A 20,181-nucleotide genomic window follows, 5' to 3' on the forward strand; every position below is an offset into this window, starting at 1 on the left:
GTCGACGAGCCGCGCCCCGGCCTCCTCCAGCCGCCGCGCGGCGGCCTCGGCCTCGCGGACCGCCTCGGCGGCCCGGGACAGCAGCCCCGCGTGGCGCTCCAGCCGGGCGGCGCGCTCGGCCACGGTGGCGGCTCCCCCGCGGGCCCGCTCCACATCCGCCAGCAGCCCGGCCCGCTCCCGCAGCAGGGCCTCGCGCCGCGAGGTGCGCGCGGCGGCGCGCCGCTCGGCCTCCTGCCGCTGGGCCAGGCGCCGGTCGTGCTCTTCCTCGGCGTGGGCAAGCGCCTCGCGCGCGGAGTGGCCGTCGGCCCCGGCGCCGCGCGCCTCGGCGAGGGCGGTCTCCAAGTCGGCGACGGCTCGGTCCAGTTCATCGGCGGTGCCGCCGCCCGCGGCGGCCTCCGCGCCCGCCAGCGCCTCCCGCAGGGACCGCACCCCCCGCTCGGCCTCCTCCCGCCCGGCCTCGGCCCGCCGGTGGGCCGCCAGCGCGGCCTCCTCCGCCGTACGGTCCACATGGCCGGCGCCCGGGCGCGCGGGGTGCGGGTGTTCGGTCGCCCCGCACACCGCGCACGGCTCGCCCGCGCTCAGCCCCGCCGCGAGCTCGGCGGCGATGCCGCGCAGCCGCCGGTCCTTGAGGTCGAGCCAGGTCTCGTGCGCGGCGGCGGCCTGTTCGCGGGAGCGCAGCAGGCGCTGTTCCGCCTCGGCCGCCTGCCCGGCCAGGACGTCCCGCCGCCGGGCGGCCTCGAGGCGCTGCCGGGCGGGGGCGAGCTGCCCGGCGAGCTGTTCGGCCCGGGTGGCCGCGTCCTGCGCCGCCTCGACGCGCCGCGTATGCGCCTGGCGGGCCGTCTCCCACCCGGCGAGCCACTGCCCGGCCTCCTCGATCGCCTCCTCGTCGGCCCGCGCCTGCCGGTCGAGCCCCGCGACCTCGGCGGCCGCCTCCCGGGCCCGCAGCTCGGCCCGCCGCGCCGCGCCCAGCGACCCCAACTCCTCCCGCAGCCGCCGCTCCTCAGCGGCCAGCCGCGCGGCGTCCACTCTCGCGAGCCCCGTCGTCCCCACACGCACCCGGGCCTCCCGCGCGGAGCCCACGCCCGGCGACCCGTCGCCCACCGGGCCGAGCGCATCGCCGCCGCCCCGGAAACCCTGCCACGGCACCGCCAACCCCTCCCGCGCGGAGTCGGCCTCCCCATGCCCGTCAAACGCCTGCGGCCCTCGCGGGTCGGTGGTCGGCCGTCCACCGGCGGCGTCCGGCCGTGGCGGCACCGTGGCGCGCTGCCCGGAGTCGTCATCCCCCGGGCCCGGCCGATCGGCGCCCGAGCCCGAGCCGGGCCCGGGCGCGGAACCCGTCGGCGCTTCCGCGCCGCCCGCGCGCCCCGCGCCCGCCGACGGGCGCTCCGCCCCCGTGCGCGGGCCCGGGAGTCCGATCTCGCCGGGCGCGGGGGCGTCCGCCGGGTCCAGTGGCTCGAGTTCCAGGCCGGGCTCGGCCGCCAAGCGGCCGCGGGCGGCGCGCTCGGCGGTGGTGGCGGTGGTGTGGTCGCGTTCGGCGGTGGCGTGGAGTTCCAGGGCAGGGACGACGGCGTCGGCCGCGAGGGCCTGCTCCAGGCGGGCGCGGGTCTGGTCGTACTCGGCGCGTCGGCGCTCGAGCTCGTCGGCGCGGTGGCGGGCCTCGGCTTGGCGGCGCTGGAGGCGGGCGCGTTCGCGGGTGGCGTCGGCGGTTCGGCGCGCGGCCCGGTGGGCGGTTTCGGTGGCCTGGAGGGCCGCGACCGCGATGTCCAGCCGCTCGCGGGCGGTCGTACGGGCGATGGCGGCCCACTCCAGTACGGCGTCGGCCAGCCCCGGCTCGCCGGGGGCGAGGTCCGGGAGCGAATGGTCGCCGGGGCCGGCGGCCTGGGACATGCGGTGGGCGAGGGCGAGCAGCCGTTCGTCGCCGCCGACGACCTGCTTCTCAGCCGCGCGCCGCAGCTCCGCGAGCCGTTCCTCGACGGCGGCGAAGCGGCCCGTGTCGAAGAGCTTGCCGAGCAGCTTGCCGCGGGCCATTTCGTCGGCGCGCAGAAAGCGGGCGAAGTCGCCCTGGGGCAACAGCACCACCTGGCAGAACTGCTCCTTGCTCATGCCGAGCAGCTGCGAGATCTCCTCGCCGATCTCCTGGTGCGAGCGGCTGAGCGCCTTCCATTCCCCGGCCCCGGGGAGGTATTCACGCAGCCGGCTCTGCGCCTTTTCGCGCGTGGTGCCGGTGCCGCGCTTCTTGGGGCGCGGCTGTTCGGGGCGGCGGGTGATCTCCAGGCGCCGTCCGCCGACGGTGAGTTCGAGGACGGCCTCGGTGGGGGTGTGCGGATCGGCGTGGTCGCTGCGCAGGGACAGCCCGCTGACCTGCCGGGCGCCGGGGACCTGGCCGTACAGGCCGTAGCAGACCGCGTCCAGGACGGACGTCTTGCCCGCGCCGGTGGGCCCGTGCAGCAGGAAGAGCCCGGCGGACGAGAGTACGTCGAAGTCGACCTCTTGGGTGGTGCCGAAGGGCCCGAAGGCGGTCATGGTGAGGCGGTGCAGCCTCATCCGCGTGCCTCCCCGGCGGTCTCGGCGGTCTCGGCGGTCTCAGCCTCGTCGGCCCGTACGGTGTCCAGCGCGGCGCCGAGCACCGCGCGCTCGGCCTCGTCCGGGCCACGCCCGCCGCGTACATGGGCCACGAAGTCCTCCGCGATCTGCCGGTCGGTGCGGCCGCGCAGCCGCTGTGCGTACGAGGCGAACGGGTCCTCCGGGGCCCGCTCGGGGTCGAACACCAGGCTCAGCAGGTGCGGGAAGCGCCGCGCCAGGCGGGGCATCGGCTCGTGCGGGCGCGCGGGGTCGGTGAGGGTCGCCTCGACCCAGGCGTCCTCGTACCGGTCCAGGTCCGGGCCGGAGAGCAATTCGTCGATCCGGCCCCGGACCCGGGCCAGCGCCCGGGGCACCGGGCAGTCGACGCGCTCGGCGGACAGGGCGCCGCCGGGGCCGAGGTCGACGAGCCACATGGACTTGCGGTGCCGGGCCTCGGAGAAGGAGTACGCGAGCGGCGAACCGGAGTAGCGGATCCGCTCGGTGATGGCCTGGCTGCCGTGGAGGTGCCCGAGCGCCGCGTAGTCGACGCCGTCGAAGATCTCGGCAGGGACGGAGTCGACGCCCCCGACGGTGATGTCGCGCTCGCTGTCGCTGGGCGCGCCGCCGGTGACGAAGGCGTGGGCGAGGACGACGGAGCGGGTGCCGGGCGGCCGGGTGGCGAGGTCGGCGCGGACCCGGTCCATGGCGGCGCGCAGCACCGCGGGGTGCCCCGCCCCGTCCGCGCCCAGCGCTTCCCGTACGAGTGCCGGCTCGAGGTACGGCAGTCCGTAGAGCGCGATATCGCCGTGGTCGTCGGCGAGGACGACCGGGGTGCCGCACCCCGTGGGGTCGGTGCGCAGATGGATCCCGGCCCGTTCGATCAGCCCGGCGCCGACGCCGAGCCGCCGGGCCGAGTCGTGGTTGCCGGAGATCATGACGGTCGGCACGCCGAGGTCGGCGAGGCGGTGCAGGGCGTCGTCGAAGAGCTCGACGGCGGCGAGCGGCGGCACGGCCCGGTCGTAGACGTCGCCCGCGACGAGCACGGCGTCGACCTGCCGCTCACGTACGGTCGCGACCAGGTGGTCGATGAACTCCCGCTGTGCCGAGAGCAGGTTCACCCGGTGGAAGGACCGCCCCAGGTGCCAGTCGGATGTGTGCAGAAATCTCACAGCCTCGCCCCGACCCGCACGCTCGTACACCTTCCCGCCGCGGGCTCCCCGCCCCTGATTCCTGTCACAGCGCCGGACCCGACCTGCGCCCGGGCCGTCGGCACCGCCCTACCGTAGTCCTATCCGCCGGCCCGCCACCGGCAGACCCCGCCTACTTCCAGCCGCTGTCCGGGAAGTGCGGCGCCGTGAACGGATGGATCGTCTTGTAGTGGTCGGTCGTCCAACCCATCACTTTTCGGCCATCAGGGAGGGTTTTGACCAGAATCCGCGCTTCCTCCGGGTTCTTCGCTCCCGGCACCCGGTACTCGTCCGAGTTCGCCCACGGCCGCTCATGGGGAGCGTGGTCCCCGGCGAACACCTTCGGATCGCCGGTGTCCGGGTCCGTCTGCCGGACTCCCCGGCCCTCCCGGATGTCGTCGTAGGCTTCGACGAACTTCTTCGGCAGCCCCTGCGGAAGAGGATCCGACAGCCGTCCCCGGGGCTCCTTGTAGTTGGGCGCGAGCCCGAGCGGGTCGCTCCATGTGTGCGGGTTGTGGACGTAGGCGGCCGGGTTGGGCGCGGGGGTCAGCCCCAGGGGGTCGGGGCTGGCGTAGCGGGCGGTCTCCGGGTCGTAGTAGCGGTGGACGTTGTAGTGCAGCCCGCTTTCGGGGTCGTAGTACTGGCCGGGGAAGCGCAGCGGGGTGTACGCACCGCTGCCGCGGGGCCAGGTGGTGGTGCCCCACAGGGTGGTGCGGGTGCGCCAGGCGATCGCGCCGCTCTCGTCGACGAGTTCGGTGGGGGTGCCGACCAGGTCGGTGACGATGGCGAAGAAGCGCCGGTCGACCTCCCGCGCCCCGGTGGCGTCCGTGATGCGCTCGGACTGGGCGACGGGGTGGAGGCCGTCGTGGTCCCAGGTCATGACGATCTGGTCGGGGCCGCCCGGCGCGGTGGTGGTCTGCTCGACGAGGATGGTGTCGTCCCAGGTGAAGTCGGTCCGCTCCAGGACCGTTTCGCCGTCCGCGGCCAGCCGCTGCTTGGCGATGCGGCGGCCGAGCGGGTCGTACAGGTAGCGCCACACGGTGCCGTCGGGGGTGGTGAGGGAGGTCAGCCGGTTCTCGGCGTCCCACTCGTAGCGCCAGGTGTCGGGCTTCTTCGACAGCCGGTTCTTCTGCCGCAGCGTGATCCGCCCGGCCGCGTCGTGTTCGTAGCGGACCCGGCCGGCGCGGGTGATACGGGTGCCGGTGTACGCGCGCTCGCCGGTGGCCTCCGCGCCGGGGTGCTTGTCCGGCCACGACGCCTGGGTCTGGTTGCCCGCCTCGTCATAGGCGTAGGTCTCGCTCCAGCGCTGGGCGTGGACCGCGGTGACCCGGCCGACGGCGTCCAGCTCGAAGGTGCGGCGGCCGCGGAGCGCGTCGTCGACCGCGGCGAGGTGGCCGTCGGCCCGGTAGGTGTACGCACGGCGCTGGACGGTTCCGGCGGCCGTCCCGGTCAGGGCCTGTTCGGTGAGCCGGCCCTTCAGGTCCCAGTGCTGGGTCAGGGCCAGTTCGTCCCCGATGAGCCGGGTGGTCTCGCGGCCGACGGCGTCGCGCTCGAAGCCGAGGGTGTGGCCGGAGGCGGTGAGGGTGGTGCGGCGGCCCGCGGCGTCGTAGGCGTAGCCGGTGCTGGCTCCGCCGGGAGTGGTGCGGCGGACGCGGCGGCCCAGCGGATCGTAACGGTGGGCCAGGACCCGCCCGTCCACCATCTCGCATTTCACCTGGCCCAGCCGGTCCCGCTGGAGGACGAGCTCCGCGTCCGGTCCGGCGGCCGAGACCAGGCGTCCGACCATGTCATAGCCGTAGCTGGTGGTCCGTCCGGCGGCGTCCTTGGTGACGATGCGGCCGAGCACATCGCGCTCGAAGGCGATCCGCTCGCCCAGCGGTGTGGTGCGCGCGGCCAACTGGCCCGCGGCGTCGTGCTCGTAGCGGATCGTACGGTCGTCGAAGTCGGTCTCGGAGATCAGCCGGCCCGCCGGGTCGTACTCGTAAGCCCAGGTCAGCCCCTGGGGGTTACTGACCTTGGCCAGCCGCAGCTCGGCGTCGTGCCGGAACTCGTAGCGCGCCCCTCCCGGACCGGTCCGCGCGGTGAGCAGATCGAAGTGCGTGTACTCGTACGACGTCACCCCGCCGGCCGCGTCGACGTGGTGGGTGCAGTTGCCCTCGCCGTCGTACGTCCAGGCCTCCTGGCTGCCGTCGGGGTCGATACGGCGCAGCAGCTTGCCCTCGACGGACCACTCCGTCCGGGTCGTCGCGCCGAGCGGATCGACGACGGCGACCGGGCGGCCGAACGCGTCGTGGCGGCAGAGGGTGACCGCGCCCAGCGGATCGGTGATCTCCACGGGCAGGCCGGCCGGGTCACAGCGCACCCGGGTGGTCTCGTCCAGGGCGTTGCTGACCGAGGTCAGCCGGCCGAGGTCGTCGTAGGTGTAGCGGGTGGTGGCTCCGGCCGGGTCGGTGACGGCGAGGCGGTTGCCGCGTTCGTCGTAGGCGTAGGTCTGCGTGGCCCCGTCCACGCCCGTGATGGAGACGGGCAGGCCCAGGTCGTTGTGGTGGATGGTGGCGTGCTCGCCGTCGGGGCGGGTGATGGTCTCCAGCCGGCCGTGTTCGTCGTAGGCGTACGCGGTGCGGTGGCCGAGGGCGTCGGTGTGGGCCAGCAGCCGGCCGTGGCGATCGTATTCGGTGCGGGAGCAGGCGCCCAGCTGGTCGATCTCGCCGACGACCCGGTATGCCTCGTCGACGAGGTACTTGAGGGTGTGTCCGGCGGCGCTGGTGACGGTGGTGATCCGGTGGCCGGTGCGCTGGTCGACGCCGTGGTAGTCGACGCGGATGGATACATGGCCTTCGGTGCCGCCCTCCGCGATGCACCGGTGAAGGTTGTCGTAGACGTAGTCGTAGCGGCGGTCGTTGGTGTCCGTCCAGGAGATCACCCGGCGCTCGTCGTCGTACTCGAACCGCAGCGGCAGCCCGGAGGAGTTGATGACCTCGGTGAGGTCGCCGTCGGTGTAGCCGTAGCGGAGCACCGTCGTATCGGAGCCGTCGGGGGCGGCGCCCGCCAGGCGCAGCGCGGTGATCCGGCCGTCCTGCGTGGTGAACTTCAGGTGGTAGCCCGCCGAGTGCACGATCTCGGTCGGGGTGCCGTCGATGTCGTAGTGAAAGCTGATCCGGTTGCCGTTGCGGTCGTGGATCTCCTCGATCGGTGCGATGCCGTCGGCGCCGCCCGCGGGCGCCGTGAAGCGGTAGGAGCGGCCGGTGTCGCGGTCGATGACGGTGTAGTCCCCGTCGACGGTGCGCTCCAGGGGCCAGCGGGCGACGCCCGCCTTGGGCAGGGTGGGCAGGTCGGGTGCGGGGTGCGGATAGTCGAGCAGCCGTCCGTCCTCGCAGACGAACACCACGCCCTCGGGCCCGATCTCCAGATGCTGATCGGCCGTACTCGACCAGGACGGTCCGAACCACCGCCCCGCCCGGTACCCGGACTCGACCCGTCGGTGGAACTCCAGCGGCAGCACGCCGGGCAGGGTGATGTCCGTCTGCGGCAGGAACATCCGGCCCGTCGCGAAGTCGATCGGGTCCGACCCCTTGGTCTCCCTCATGCCGTCGGGGGTGCCGCGCCCGTGGGGTCCGCCCTCGTCCAGGAGGCCACGGCCCGGCGGCTTCAGCTCGGCCGCGCGCCGGCCGAGGGTCGCGACCTTCTTGATGCTGCCGAGGCCCTTGGTGCCGATCAGCTCGGGCACGAGCCGCCCGAGCCCTTCGGAGGGGTCCTTCTTGAAGGTGTCCCACATGTCGCTCAACGTCCCCAGCGGGTCGTTGGACATCCGCACCAGACCGGCGACGGTGCTGTTGAGGTTGGTGACGTACTCGGCCGGATGCGTGAGGTTGTACGGGTCCAGCGGGTTGATCTGCCGCGCGAAGTTGGCGATGCCCGCGGTGCCCTTGACGATGCCGCCGACGAAATGCGAAGCGTCCAGGTTGAGCCCGTTCACGCCGTCCAGCAGCTGCTTGCCGTACGAGGGCTTGTCCGGCGCCTTGTCGCGCGCTGTCTCCACCGCGGTCTTCGCCGCCGTATGGGCCTCGTTACGCTGCCGCCGCGCCTCGCTCAGGATGTCCCGGGCGGCGGCGAGGTCAGCGGTGCCCGGGTCGTGGAACTCCCCCGGCTTCTGCGGCAGCGTCGACTTGTCACGCTGATCGGCGGGCTTGGCGTTGTACGCTTCGGCCGCCTTGTTGTACGCCGACACCTTGTCGTTGTGTGCCGACCGCGCGTCGTCCGACGACTTCTTGCCCTTGTTGTAGCGCGCGATCGCGTCCTCGGCCTGCTTCTGCGCCCACGCCACCGTGCCCGCGAAGCTCTCCAGCGACGCGGCCGCCTTCTCACACGCGTCCGCGGCCGTGAACCACTTCTTCGGCTCGACCGACACGCTCTCCCGGAAGGAGTCCGCCGACTTGCCCTTGAGATGGGCGGCGTCCAGCCCCTGCAAGCCCTTGCCCACGTTGTCGAACGCGGTCTGGAAGTCCTTCAGGTGACTCGCCGTGGAGCGGAGCTTGTCGGGGCTGCCGTGCACCAGCTTCTTCGGGTCGTCGGTCTCCCCGAGCTGCATCTCGTCGACGTCCGCACCCAGCGCGTTCGCCACCGAATCGGACTTGTCCCTGACCCAGTCCGCACCGCTCTCCCAGCCGACGTCGTCCAGCCGGTCCGCGGTCCAGTCCCCCACGTCGTCGACGATCTCGCCGACATCTTCGACCCGGTCCTCGACCCAGTCCTCGACGACATCCGGAACGAAATCCCCAAGACCCATGGACGCCTATCCCCCGATCAGCGTTGGCGTGCCGGCCATCCGCGCGATGGCTGTCGAGCTGTGTGCTGCCGGCCCTCGTACGGGCCGTCCTCTACTCGCCCTCTTGCTGCCCCTGCTGCCTTGCGCGCTCCTCGGGTGAGGGGCCGAAGGTCTCGTCGAGCTGCTGGTTGAAGGTCTTGTCGTCGATACCGAGCGCCTGGTTCATCAGGTCGGTCTGCAAACCGCCCCGGCCCTCGGTGAGCAGCGCGCGCCCGGTGTCCTTCCAGGTCTGCCCCATCTCGTCGCCGGCCCGGTCCCAGGACGCCGCGCTGTAGTCCGGCATGTCCGGGGTGAAGATGTCGCCCCAGCTCTGCTTGGCGACCTCCTCCTCCGACAGATGCGGATTGCCGGTCGACGACAGGGCGTTCACCGTGACCTTCAGGGTGTTGCCCCAGTACTGGTCCTCTTCCCACATCAGGCCCGCGGCCAGGCCCAGCCGGTTGGCGATCTCGTTGGCGTCCTGGACCAGCGCCCGGACTCCCCACTCCCAGCGGTCGCAGAACCCCTCGAACGCATCGGCCAGCCCCTTGCCCCCGGCCTCCATCTTGGACATCGTCATATCCGAGAACCCGGAGCCCTGGAGCGCGCCGGTGTTGGACCCGACGTCCTTGAGCTCACCGATCGCCGCCCGCAGACCCTTGGTGATCAGGTCCACGGACTCCTTGCCGACATTGAGATCCCCGTCTTTGCTCACTGCCCCGCCCCCTGTGCCCGCTCGTCGCCGTCCCCGATGTGGTTCCCGTCCTCGTCCACGTCCACCGCGACCTCGTCCGGGACGATCCCGTGCACCGGCGGGAACATCATCGACCCGTCCTCGTCCGCCACATCCACCGCGACACCCGCGGGGCGGCCCATCTCCGGCACCATCACATCCAGCAGCCGCGCCCCGAGCACGGCCGCGTACTCCCACTCCTGGGCGGGGTCGGAGCCGCGTGCGGTGGCGAACCGGGCCAGCGCGGGCTCGTCGGTGAAGGCGTAGATCCAGCGGATGCCGCCGTATTCGGCCGTCATGAAACCGCCGTCGGCCACCGGCACCAGCACCGCCGTGCGCCGGAACTCGCCGACCATCGCGGCCGGATCGCCGGCCCCCGCGCGCACCGCGGCTATGTGCTCAGCCAGTTCCATCGGCGGCCCCCGTTCCTGTCCCGCTTGCTGTTCCGGTGCGTGTCCGAATCAACTCATCACCGGCATCCCTCGTCACGGTACCGTCGCACCGCTCCATGATCACCACTCGTGTCAGCCACTGTTGCAAACCCCGTACAAACGGCATCCCGCCGCGTTAACAGGCCAAAGGGGTCAGCCGCCCGGGGCGTCCTGGTACGCCTCGCCGCCCAGTTCGAGGGCGGCGGTGCCCGCGGTGGCGTCCGCCAGCCAGGCGCGGAAGGCGTCGACGTCCGCGTCGGGGAGGCCCAGTTCGATCGTCACGGCCTCGGCGTACCGCACACCGCGCACCGCGCGCCCGGTCGCCCGGAGGTCGTTCTCGAGCCGGCCGGCCCGGTCGTGGCCGACGGTGACGGTCGCCAGCCGGAACCGCTGTCGGGTGACGGTGCCCAGCGCGTCCAGCGCCTCGCCGACCACCCCGCCGTACGCGCGGATCAGCCCGCCCGCGCCGAGCTTCACACCGCCGTAGTAGCGGGTGACGACGGCCACCACGTACCGCATCTCGCGGCGCAGCAGCATCTGCAGCATCGGCACCCCCGCCGTGCCGCCCGGCTCCCCGTCGTCGCTCGCCTTCTGGACACCGCCGTCGGCGCCGATGACATACGCGTAGCAGTTGTGGGTGGCGGTGGGGTGCTGTTCGCGGACGCGCCGGATGAAGTCCTGGGCTTCGTGCTCGGTCGCGGCGGGCGCGAGGGAGCAAAGGAAGCGCGACTTGTTGATCTCGATCTCATGCACGCCCTCGCGCGCGACCGTCCGGTACCGCTCCTGCATCGGGCCACCCTATGCCTGTGTCGTTCGGGGACCGCCGGGGGAATGGCCCAGAGCCGGTGTTCGTTGCGACACGCAGATGACCATCCGGCCACAGGAGGCAGGCGTGTACGGCGATCCGGCGGAGATCCGCAAGATCCTCACCGAGCTCGGTGACACCTGGGCGGTGGTGGGGCTCTCCTCGAACCAGACGCGCGCGGCGTACCGGGTGGCGGATGTGCTCCAGCGGTACGGCAAGCGGATCGTCCCCGTGCACCCGAAGGCCGAGACGGTGCACGGGGAGCAGGGGTATGCGTCGCTCTCCGGCATCCCCTTCGAGGTGGACGTCGTGGACGTGTTCGTCAACAGCGACCTCGCCGGCGCGGTCGCCGACGAGGCCGTGGCCATCGGGGCCAAGGCGGTGTGGTACCAGCTCGGCGTGGTCGACGAGGCGGCGTACGAGCGCACCCGCGCCGCGGGGCTCGCCATGGTGATGGACCGCTGCCCCGCCATCGAACTGCCCCGGCTGGGCTGACCCCGGGCCCGGCGCCTGGGCCCGGGGTCCGGCGGCGGGTCAGATGCCAAGGCCCTCCAGCAGTTCCGCCCCCGGCAGCGCGGCGAGCGCCTTGCCCGGCAGGATCAGCTTGCCGCGGCGGCGGCCGCTGCCGATGAGCACGTAAGGGGTGTCGGCGACGGCCGCGTCGACCAGGACCGGCCAGCCGGCGGGCAGGCCGAGGGGCGTGACGCCGCCGAACTCCATACCGGTCTCCCCGAGCGCGGTGTCCATCGGGGCGAACGAGGCCTTGCGGGCGCCGAGCCGGCGGCGCACCGCGCCGTTGACGTCCACTCGGGTGTGGGAGAGGACCACACAGGCGGCGAGCGTGACCTCGCCGCCGCGCTTGCCCGCGACCACCACGCAGTTCGCGGACTGCTCCAGCAGCCAGTCCCCGTAGTGCTCCACGATCGCGGCCGTGTCGGCCTTGTCCGGGTCGGTGTCCACGTACCGCACCTGCTCCACCGGTACGGGGCCGCCCCAGGCGCGCAGCGCGTCGGCCACCGGGGCGGTCAGCAGGTCGAGGCATTCGACGGCGGGACGGTGGTCGTCGAATGCGTCCATCGGCGTACTCATGCGGTCGAAGCTAGCAGGCCGTCCAGAGGCCGGGAGCCGCCGTCTCAGCGCGCCGGGGGCACCGAGACGGTCATGGTCATCTCCACCGTCTGCGCCCCGTCGTTGCGGTAGCCGTGGGGGGCGCTCGCCTCGAAGGCCGCCGAGGTGCCGGCCGGGATCTGGTAGGTCTCGTCCCCGACGGTCAGCGTCAGCTCGCCCGCCGTGACGTACAGCAGCTCGAAGGTGCCGGACGGATGCGGATCCGAGTCGCTGCCGTCGCCCGGCATCAGCCGCCACTCCCACATCTCCAGCGGTCCGCGCGCCTCCGTGCCGACGAGGAGCGTGGTGTAGCTGCCGGCGTCGGTGGACCACATCCGCACCGCCTGGGCGGCGGGGACGAGCTGGACCTTGGGGCCGCTTTCGTAGTCGAGCAGGGTGGTGATGCTCACACCGAGCGCGTCGGCGAGCTTGACCGTGGTGCCGACGCTCGGATTGGTACGGGCCTGCTCGATCTGGATGATCATGCCTCGGCTGACCCCGGAGCGGGCCGCGAGGGCGTCCAGGGTGAAGCCGCGCTCATTGCGCCAGCGCTTGAGGTTGCGGGCGAGCGACTGGGTGAGGTGATCGAGGTCCGTCACGGTCCGTCCGTCCAATATTCTGAATGGCATAGTCGAACAAACTGAACTACGGTGGTGCACTCTGCACTGCCAATGGTCCACCACACTGTACGGCGAGGTCTCACCATGTCCGCACTCTTCGCTCTGGCCACCAGCGTCCTGCTGGGCCTGGCCGACTTCGGCGGAGGGCTTCTCACCCGGCGCACCCCCGCCCTCACCGTGGTCGTCGTCTCCCAGGGCATCGCGGTCGTCGTCCTGGGCGCCATCGTCACGGCCGGCGGCGGCTGGACGGAGATCGGGCCGCAGCTCTGGTACGCCGTCGCGGCGGGCGTGGTGGGGCCGGTCGGGATGCTGTGTTTCTACCGGGCGCTGGCGCTCGGTCCGATGGGGGTCGTCTCGCCGATCGGCGCGCTCGGCAGCGTGGCCGTCCCCCTCGGCGTCGGGCTGGCCCTCGGTGAGCGGCCCGGCCTGCTGCAGTTCGCCGGGATCGCGGTCGCGGTGGCCGGGGTCGTGCTGGCCAGCGGGCCGCAGACCGGCGGCACGTCCGTACAGCGGCAGACGCTGGTGCTCACGCTGGTCGCGGCGGTCGGCTTCGGGTCGGTCATGACGCTCATCGCCGCGGCGTCCACCACACTGACCGGGCTGTTCCTTGCGCTGTTCGTCCAGCGGGTGTGCAACGTGGTGGTCGGCGGCGGCGCGCTGTATGTGTCCGTACGGCGCGGCAGCCCGGCGCTCGACCCGGCCGGCGGGGGCGTGCGCGCACTGTGGGCCGCGCTGCCCACCCTGGCCTTTGTGGGCCTGGCCGATGTGGCGGGGAACGGCACGTACAGCGTGGCCGCCCAGACCGGCCCGGTGACCGTCGCCGCGGTGCTCGCCGCCCTCTACCCGGTGGTGACCGCGCTCGCGGCGCGCGCGGTCCTCAGCGAGCGGCTGCGCGCGGTGCAGGCGACCGGCGCCGGGCTGGCGCTGGCCGGTTCGCTGCTGCTCGCGACGGGGTGAGCGCCCAGGTGAGCGTGTCTCGGGGCGCTGCGCGGGCTGGACTGAGGAGCCGCGCAGCGACGGAGGAGCGAGCAGTGACGAGGGAAGCGCGCGCGTAGGAGCGCCCCGAGACTGAGCGGGAAGAGCGAGAGGCTACGGTGCCACCGACCGCCGTTCACGGCGGCGGCGGGTAGCACCAGGCCGAGACCAGGGAGCGGGCAGTGACGGAGCGGGCGTTGATCGCGGGTGTGGGCGGCAAGGAGCCGAAGGTCGATCCGGAGGCGTTCGCCGCCCCGACGTCCGTGGTGATCGGCGATGTGACGGTGGGCGCCGGTGCGAGCGTCTGGTACCACGCGGTGCTGCGCGGCGACGCCGAGTCGATCAGCGTGGGGGCCGGCAGCAATATCCAGGACAACTGCACCATGCACGCCGACCCCGGATTCCCGGCCACCGTCGGCGAGCGGGTGTCGGTGGGCCACAACGCGGTGCTGCACGGCTGTGTCATCGAGGACGATGTGCTCGTCGGCATGGGCGCCACCGTCCTCAACGGCGCCCGCATCGGCGCCGGCTCCCTGGTCGCCGCGCAGGCCCTGGTCCCGCAGGGGATGCAGGTGCCGCCGGGCTCGCTGGTCGCGGGGGTGCCGGCGAAGGTCAGGCGGGAGCTGACCGAGGAGGAGCGGGAGGGCATCCGGGGGAACGCGGAGGGTTATGTGGAGCTGGCCCGCCAACACCGCGCCGCCACGCTGGAGCGTGAGCGGCGGGAGCGGCAGGCCTGAGCGGACACAGGGCCCGAGCGGACGCGGAGCCCGAGCAAACACGGGCCCGAGCGGACGCGGATCAGTCCGCGGTCGGACCCGGTGGGTCAGTCGGCGGCCGGGACCCGGTTGGGCTCGGCCGTCTCGGGCCCGGCGCCGGACGCCACCTCGGCCTCGGAGCCGGCCTCCGGCGCGGCCGCATGGGACTTCTTCGCGCGCCGCTTCATCACCAGCATCGAGCCGAGGCCGAACAGCAGGGCCGCCACGAGGCCGAGCCAGGAGAAGCGCTTGAGCCAGTCCTCGGCGACCTTGCCGACCGAGTAGATGACCGCGGTGGTGCCACCGGCCCAGACGATGCCCCCCAGCACGTTGGCGATGAGGAACTTCCAGTACGGCATGCGCAGACATCCGGCGAGCGGGCCGGCGAAGATGCGCAGCAGCGCGATGAAGCGGCCCACGAAGACCGCCCACATGCCCCACTTCTGGAAGTACCGCTCGGCATTGGCCACGTGCTCGGCGCTGAAGTGCTTGGGGAACTTCCGGCCCAGCCACGTCAGCAGCGGCTGACCGCCCTTATGGCCGATGAGATAGCCGATCGAGTCGCCGATGACCGCTCCCGCGATGGCGGATGCGCCCAAAATATACGGATTGATGTGGTCTTGAGAGGCCGCCAACAGGCTGGCGCTGACAAGGATGATCTCCCCGGGAAGCGGGATACCCAGGCTCTCCAGGCCGATGACCACGCCTACCAGCAGATAGACGCTGACCGCCGGAACGGTCTCGAGCCAGTGATCAATGTGCAACGCCGGTTCCTCCCCATTTCCCGTACTCTTCCCGCCGTGCACCGATTGGGCGCACGGCGGGAAGCCTACTCAATCAGCGCGCGGCCGCCACATCGCACATGCCGCATCGATGATCATGGGCGCGGCGCTCGCCACCGCGCTCCCGCAATGGGAGACGGTCCGCGGCACCATTAAGGTTCCCGGCAGGTGACGACGGTCACGACTGGGGGCGCAGGGTCCAGATCACCGTCATCTCTCCGGTGACCGCCCCGTCCTCGCGGGTGATCGCGACATGCACCGGAAACTCGGGGCGCCGGCCCTCGTCGAGCTCGGCGATCACCTCGGCGGCCGGGCGGCCCAGCCGGGCGGTCGCGGTGACCATCCCCTTGGCGACCTTCTTGAAGTCGATCTCCGCGCGCACGGGCAGCGGTACGGCACGGGAGAGCTGGTCACCGAACGCGGCGAGCACGATCGCGCCACTCGCCGACTCGGCGAGGGTGAACATGGCGCCCGCATGCGGCCCGCCGACGTGGTTGCCGAACTCGGGCTGGTCGGGCAGGCGCAGCACCGCGTGCTCGGCCGAGGTCTCGACGTACTCCAGGTTCAGGGTGCGCACCATGGGCACCGTGGCGGTGAGCAGTTCACCGATGGACGGCAGGGTCTCTGACATGGCCCGAAGTTACCACTCAGTAGTGTTTATCGGGAAGGGGCGGCCATAGCCGCCATCTGTGGCCCCCTTTATGGTTACTGGCCATGTGGCCAGGACAGCAGCCGCCCGGGGGCGAGCAGAACCCGCAGAATCCGAACCCCTATCAGCAGCCGGGGTATCAACAGCCCAACCCGTATCAGCAGCCGGGTTACCACCAGCCGAATCCGTATCAGCAGCCCCAGCCGCCTCAGCCGGGGCAGCCTCAGGGCCAGCCCCAGCCGCAGGCTCAACCGCAGCAGCAGCCGCAGCCACCGGCTCAGCCACAGCCGCCGCAGCCACCGCAGGGGCAGCAGCCGCAGCAGATGCACCACATGCCCACACAGGCATGGGGCACCCCCGCCGTGCAGCCGGGCCCGCCCGAGCCGCCGCGGAAGAAGAACCGTACGGCCGTCATCGCCATCGTCGCGGCGGTGGCGGTGATCGCGGCCGCCGCGGTGACCGCCGTGCTGGTGATCAACAAGGACGACGACAAGAAGGACGCCGCGAAGAGCGACAAGAAGCCCTCCGCCACCGCGTCCTCGTCCAAGGACACGCCCTCGCAGGACGACGGCGGCAGCGACGAGGACAACCCGCGCGCGGGCCGGACCGTCGAGCCGGTCATCCCCGGCTGGAAGACGGTCACCAACCCCAAGCGCCACGACGCCTTCGACGTCCCCACCGACTGGTATGTGGCGTCCCCCGACACCATGAGCACGTTCTCCAAGGACGGCAAGCCGCTCATCTCGATGACCGGCCCCGCCTACTACAAGCAGGACAACTGCACGATCAAGGACAAGAAGACCGGCGTCACCTTGAAGAGCCCCGTGGCCGGAGCGGGCACCAAAGGCGCCCAAGGCGCCAAGAGCCAGGCCCAGGCCGCCAAGACCGAGGCGGCCAACTGGCTCTACGCCGTGTTCGACCAGGACGATACGGGCGACTACAAATACACCCCGGCCACGAAGTTCACGAACAAATACGGCATCAAGGGCTACTCCGCCTCGGGCACCGTCACCGGTGTGAAGAAGACCGACAAGTGCTCGTCGGACGGCAAGACGTTCACCGTCACCTACACGGACATCAACGGCGACTGGGCGACCTGGGTCCTCTACGCGGCCAAGGGCGTCAAGGACGAGGTTTCCGACGAGACCATCAAGAAGGTCATGAGCACGCTGCGGCCACTGGAGTCCGGTTCCTGAGCCGGCTCTCCTCCTGAGCCACTTACTTCCCTTCCTGAGCCACTTCCCTTCCTGAGCCGAGCCGATCAGGCCGAAATCCGGTTGGCGCCGGGGCCCGCCCCCGGGGATAGTCCGCTGGTGACCATCCCCTCGGCCTCGCGCCACCGCCCCCGCCGCCCCGCCTGGGCCGACCGCAACTACACCCTGCTGACCGCCGCCGCCGTGGTGACGGGCCTCGGCAACGCCGGGGCCCTGATCGCGGCGGCGTTCGCGGTCCTGGACGCCGGCGGGGACAGCGGCGACGTCGGCCTCGTCGCCGCGGCCCGCACCATCCCGCTCGTGGTCTTTCTGCTGATCGGCGGCGCGGTCGCGGACCGGCTGCCGAGGCACCGCGTGATGGTCGCGGCCAACGCCCTCAACTGCCTGTCCCAGGCCGCCTTCGCCGCGCTTGTGCTGTCCGGCGAGGCGCGGCTGTGGCAGATGGCCGTGCTCGCCGCGCTCGGCGGCACCGGGCAGGCGTTCTTCTCCCCCGCCGCCGAAGGCATGCTGCTCTCCAGCGTGGAGGGCGAACAGGCCGGCCGCGCCTTCGCGGTCTTCCGGATGGGCATGAACGGCTCGCAGATCGGCGGCGCGGCGCTCGGCGGCGCGCTGATCGCGGCCTTCGGCCCCGGCTGGGTGCTGGCCGTCGACGCCGCCGCCTTCGCCCTCGCCGGAGCCCTGCGCGCCTTCCTCGACGTCGGTCCGGTGGCCAACCGCGAGAGCGGCGGGCTGCTGCAGGATCTGCGCGAGGGGTGGCAGGAGGTGGCGTCCCGGGCCTGGCTGTGGAGCATCGTGGTGCAGTTCTCGGTGGTCAACGCCGTGGTGGCGGCGGTCGAGGCGGTGTACGGGCCGCTGGTCGCCGAGGAACACCTGGGCGGCGCGCGGCCCTGGGGGCTCGCGCTGGCCGCGTTCGGGGCCGGCACCGTCCTGGGCGGGCTGCTGATGACGCGCTGGAAACCGCGGCGGCTGCTGCTGGTCGGCACGGTGTGCGTGTTCCCGTTCGCTCTCCCGTCGGCCGCGCTCGCCGTCCCGCTGCCCGTCCCCGCCCTGTGCGCGGTGATGTTCGTCGGCGGCCTCTCCATAGAGGTGTTCGGCGTGTCCTGGATGACCGCGCTGCACCAGGAGATTCCCGAGGACAAGCTGTCGCGGGTGTCCGCGTACGACTGGTTCGGCTCGGTGTCCATGGTCCCGCTCGCCACGGCGCTCACGGGCCCGGCCGAGAGCGCCTTCGGCCGCACCGCCGCGCTGTGGGGGTGCTCGGCGCTGATCCTGCTGCTGACCCTGGCCGTACTGACGGTGCCGGAGGTACGCCGGCTGCGGCGGCGCACACCCGCGCCCGCGGCCACCCACGCCGAGCCCGCCGAACGTGCCGAGCCCGCCGCGGAGAGCGGCATCAGCCAATACTGAACGCGCCGCCCGGCGGCTCCGGTGAGGGCACCGCGTCCACATCCCGTACGGGCGCGGCCCCTTGGACGAAGCGCTCCAGCGCCGCCCCGTGCTCGACCCGCGCCGGGAAGGCGTCGGCGGCGGTGCGGCGCGCCAGGTCGTCGACGGGCAGTTCATCGTCCGAGGCCACGAGCACCGCGTTGCCGAACCGCCGGCCACGCAGCACGGCGGGCTCGGCGATCAGACACAGCTGGGCGAAGGCCGCCTGGAGCGTGGCCACTTGGGAGCGGAGGAAGGTGAAGGGCGCGCTGTCGGCGAGGTTGGCCGTATAGCGGCCGCCCGGGCGCAGCGCCCGGGCGGCGGCGCGGGCGTACTCGACGGAGGTGAGGTGCGCGGGGACACGCGCACCGCCGAAGACATCGGCCACGATCACATCGGCGGACGCCTCGGGCGCGGCCTCCAGCGCGGTACGGGCGTCCGCCCGGCGTACCGCGATCCCCGACCCGGCGGGCAGCGGCAGCCGCTCGGCCACCAGCTCGAGCAGCTTGCCGTCGGCCTCGATCACCTCCTGGCGCGAACCGGGGCGGACGGCCGCCACGAAGCGCGGCAGGGTCAGCGCCCCGCCGCCCAGGTGCAGCACGTCCAGCGGGGTGCCGGGGGCGCCGGTGAGCTCCAGGACGTGCGCGAGCCGCCGCACGTACTCGAACTCCAGGTGGGCGGGGTCGTCCAGGTCGACGTACGACTGGGGGGAGCCGTCCACCGTGAGCAGCCAGGCGCGCCGGCGGTCCACGTCGGGCATCAGCTTGGCGGTGCCGTGGTCCACGTCACGGATCACGGGTATCGGCTCGTCCACGCTCATATTGTGCCGCGCTCATATGGTGCCGTGTGACCACGCGCTTCACGCAGCCACGGCCGCCCCGGTACGAGTGATGCGTACCGGGGCGGCCGCGCGCTCACGGCTGGTCGGCCACCTCGGCCACTGCGGACACCGTGCCCGCGCCCACCGTCCGCCCGCCCTCGCGGATCGCGAAGCCCAGGCCGGACTCCAGCGGCAGCGCGCGCCCGAGCTCGACGTCCATGGTGACGGTGTCACCTGGCCGGGCCACGCCCGTCACGCCGAGGTCGACATCGCCGACCACATCGGCCGTGCGGATGTAGAACTGCGGGCGGTAGCCGGTGGAGATCGGGGTGCGCCGGCCTCCCTCCGCCGTCGACAGGACGTACACCCGCGCGCTGAAGCGGCGCCGGGGCACCACACTGCCGGGCGCGGCGACCACATGGCCGCGGCGCACCGTGTCCCGCGCGACGCCCCGCAGCAGCAGCGCCACGTTGTCCCCGGCCTCGGCGAACTCCATCGGTTTGCCGAACGTCTCGACGCCCGTGACCACCGTCGTGGTGTCGGCGCCCAGCACCTCCACGCGGTCGCCGACGCGGACCGTGCCGCGCTCGACGGCGCCGGTGACGACCGTGCCGCGCCCGGTGATGGTCAGCACGTTCTCCACCGGGAGCAGGAACGGCGCGTCGGTGTAGCGCACCGGCATCGGCACGTAGGTGTCGACCGCGTCGAGCAGCGCCTCGATGGAGCCGGTCCAGCGCGGGTCGCCGGCCAGCGCACGCAGCCCGGAGACCCGTACGACGGGCGTGGCCTCGCCGGGATAGCCGTGCGCGGACAGCAGTTCGCGCACCTCGAGCTCGACGAGGTCGGTGAGCTCCGGGTCGCCCGCGTCGGCCTTGTTGAGGGCGACCACGATGTGGTCCACCCCGACCTGACGGGCGAGCAGTACGTGCTCGGCGGTCTGCGGCATGACGCCGTCGAGCGCCGAGACGACGAGGATCGCCCCGTCGAGCTGGGCGGCGCCGGTCACCATGTTCTTGATGAAGTCGGCGTGGCCCGGCATGTCGACATGCGCGTAGTGGCGGGTGTCGGTCTCGTACTCGACATGCGCGATGTTGATGGTGATGCCGCGCGCCGCCTCCTCCGGCGCCCGGTCGATGCGCTCGAAGGGGACGTACGTGCCGCCGGCGCCGCGCTCACTGAGCACCTTGGTGATGGCGGCGGTCAACGTGGTCTTGCCGTGGTCGACATGGCCGATGGTGCCGATGTTCAGATGCGGCTTGGTGCGCACGTAGGCCTGCTTGGACATGCTCCCGTTCCTCCTCGGAACAGCGAT

At 72.6% G+C, this 20,181-nt stretch carries 18 protein-coding genes; 5 read left to right on the plus strand and 13 right to left on the minus strand.

The window, feature by feature from the left end:
* The 6 genes from ACWDSL_RS20000 to ACWDSL_RS20025 all read right to left on the minus strand — a co-directional run.
* The coding region (locus ACWDSL_RS20000) for an AAA family ATPase (RefSeq protein WP_450487123.1) at positions 1 to 2,544 on the minus strand (2,544 nt) is incomplete at its 3' end.
* A complete protein-coding gene (locus ACWDSL_RS20005; RefSeq protein WP_450487125.1) occupies positions 2,541 to 3,731 on the minus strand; it encodes an exonuclease SbcCD subunit D in 1,191 nt (396 codons plus the stop codon). The genes ACWDSL_RS20000 and ACWDSL_RS20005, both read right to left, overlap by 4 nt.
* Before the next feature lie 151 nt (positions 3,732 to 3,882).
* Positions 3,883 to 8,535, minus strand: coding sequence for a putative T7SS-secreted protein (locus ACWDSL_RS20010; protein ID WP_450487127.1), 4,653 nt, complete (start codon positions 8,533 to 8,535; stop codon positions 3,883 to 3,885).
* A gap of 91 nt (positions 8,536 to 8,626) precedes the next feature.
* Positions 8,627 to 9,268: a hypothetical protein gene (locus ACWDSL_RS20015; protein WP_450487129.1), complete on the minus strand. Its 642-nt coding sequence runs from the start codon at positions 9,266 to 9,268 to the stop codon at positions 8,627 to 8,629.
* Positions 9,265 to 9,699 carry an SseB family protein gene (locus ACWDSL_RS20020; protein ID WP_450487131.1) on the minus strand — a complete coding sequence of 145 codons (435 nt, stop codon included), beginning with the start codon at positions 9,697 to 9,699 and terminating at the stop codon, positions 9,265 to 9,267. The genes ACWDSL_RS20015 and ACWDSL_RS20020 overlap by 4 nt, the downstream gene beginning before the upstream one ends.
* Before the next feature lie 171 nt (positions 9,700 to 9,870).
* A complete protein-coding gene (locus ACWDSL_RS20025) occupies positions 9,871 to 10,506 on the minus strand; it encodes a YigZ family protein (protein ID WP_089511754.1) in 636 nt (211 codons plus the stop codon).
* Between the two features lie 103 nt (positions 10,507 to 10,609).
* Between ACWDSL_RS20025 and ACWDSL_RS20030 the strand changes: the two genes are divergently transcribed.
* The gene (locus ACWDSL_RS20030; protein ID WP_450487134.1) at positions 10,610 to 11,017 is read left to right on the plus strand and encodes a CoA-binding protein; all 408 of its coding nucleotides are present in this window, start codon (positions 10,610 to 10,612) and stop codon (positions 11,015 to 11,017) included.
* A gap of 39 nt (positions 11,018 to 11,056) precedes the next feature.
* On the opposite strand, the gene ACWDSL_RS20035 is transcribed toward ACWDSL_RS20030, so the two are convergent.
* Positions 11,057 to 11,611, minus strand: coding sequence for a YbaK/EbsC family protein (locus tag ACWDSL_RS20035; RefSeq protein WP_450487136.1), 555 nt, complete (start codon positions 11,609 to 11,611; stop codon positions 11,057 to 11,059).
* Positions 11,612 to 11,655: 44 nt separating this feature from the next.
* Positions 11,656 to 12,228, minus strand: coding sequence for a helix-turn-helix domain-containing protein (locus tag ACWDSL_RS20040; RefSeq protein ID WP_450487138.1), 573 nt, complete (start codon positions 12,226 to 12,228; stop codon positions 11,656 to 11,658).
* Between the two features lie 105 nt (positions 12,229 to 12,333).
* Here ACWDSL_RS20040 and ACWDSL_RS20045 point away from each other — a divergent pair, with 105 nt between their 5' ends.
* Positions 12,334 to 13,206, plus strand: coding sequence for an EamA family transporter (locus ACWDSL_RS20045; RefSeq protein ID WP_450487140.1), 873 nt, complete (start codon positions 12,334 to 12,336; stop codon positions 13,204 to 13,206).
* A 200-nt stretch (positions 13,207 to 13,406) separates the two neighbouring features.
* Positions 13,407 to 13,961, plus strand: coding sequence for a gamma carbonic anhydrase family protein (locus ACWDSL_RS20050; protein ID WP_450487142.1), 555 nt, complete (start codon positions 13,407 to 13,409; stop codon positions 13,959 to 13,961).
* Positions 13,962 to 14,047: 86 nt separating this feature from the next.
* Here ACWDSL_RS20050 and ACWDSL_RS20055 read toward each other — a convergent pair whose 3' ends face one another.
* From ACWDSL_RS20055 to ACWDSL_RS20065, 3 genes are all read right to left on the minus strand, one after another.
* Entirely contained in the window at positions 14,048 to 14,743 is a 696-nt protein-coding gene (locus tag ACWDSL_RS20055; protein WP_398533345.1) for a DedA family protein, read from the minus strand.
* A 196-nt stretch (positions 14,744 to 14,939) separates the two neighbouring features.
* Positions 14,940 to 15,392, minus strand: coding sequence for a DUF4442 domain-containing protein (locus tag ACWDSL_RS20060; protein WP_450487144.1), 453 nt, complete (start codon positions 15,390 to 15,392; stop codon positions 14,940 to 14,942).
* 74 nt (positions 15,393 to 15,466) lie between these two features.
* Positions 15,467 to 15,742 (minus strand): hypothetical protein, encoded by a 276-nt coding sequence (locus ACWDSL_RS20065; RefSeq protein WP_450487146.1) that lies wholly within the window; start codon positions 15,740 to 15,742, stop codon positions 15,467 to 15,469.
* On the opposite strand from ACWDSL_RS20065, the gene ACWDSL_RS20070 reads away from it, so the two are divergent.
* Both ACWDSL_RS20070 and ACWDSL_RS20075 read left to right on the plus strand, forming a co-directional pair.
* Positions 15,743 to 16,606 (plus strand): hypothetical protein, encoded by an 864-nt coding sequence (locus ACWDSL_RS20070; protein ID WP_450487148.1) that lies wholly within the window; start codon positions 15,743 to 15,745, stop codon positions 16,604 to 16,606.
* A 117-nt stretch (positions 16,607 to 16,723) separates the two neighbouring features.
* Positions 16,724 to 18,031, plus strand: a complete 1,308-nt coding sequence (locus tag ACWDSL_RS20075; RefSeq protein ID WP_450487150.1) for an MFS transporter — start codon at positions 16,724 to 16,726, stop codon at positions 18,029 to 18,031.
* Here ACWDSL_RS20075 and ACWDSL_RS20080 read toward each other — a convergent pair.
* Positions 18,018 to 18,863 carry a spermidine synthase gene (locus tag ACWDSL_RS20080; protein ID WP_450487152.1) on the minus strand — a complete coding sequence of 282 codons (846 nt, stop codon included), beginning with the start codon at positions 18,861 to 18,863 and terminating at the stop codon, positions 18,018 to 18,020. The genes ACWDSL_RS20075 and ACWDSL_RS20080 overlap by 14 nt on opposite strands.
* A 100-nt stretch (positions 18,864 to 18,963) precedes the next feature.
* Entirely contained in the window at positions 18,964 to 20,154 is a 1,191-nt protein-coding gene (gene tuf / locus ACWDSL_RS20085) for an elongation factor Tu (protein ID WP_450487154.1), read from the minus strand.
* Positions 20,155 to 20,181: the final 27 nt, after the last annotated feature.

The sequence above is a fragment of the Streptomyces sp. NPDC000941 genome, from assembly GCF_053599555.1.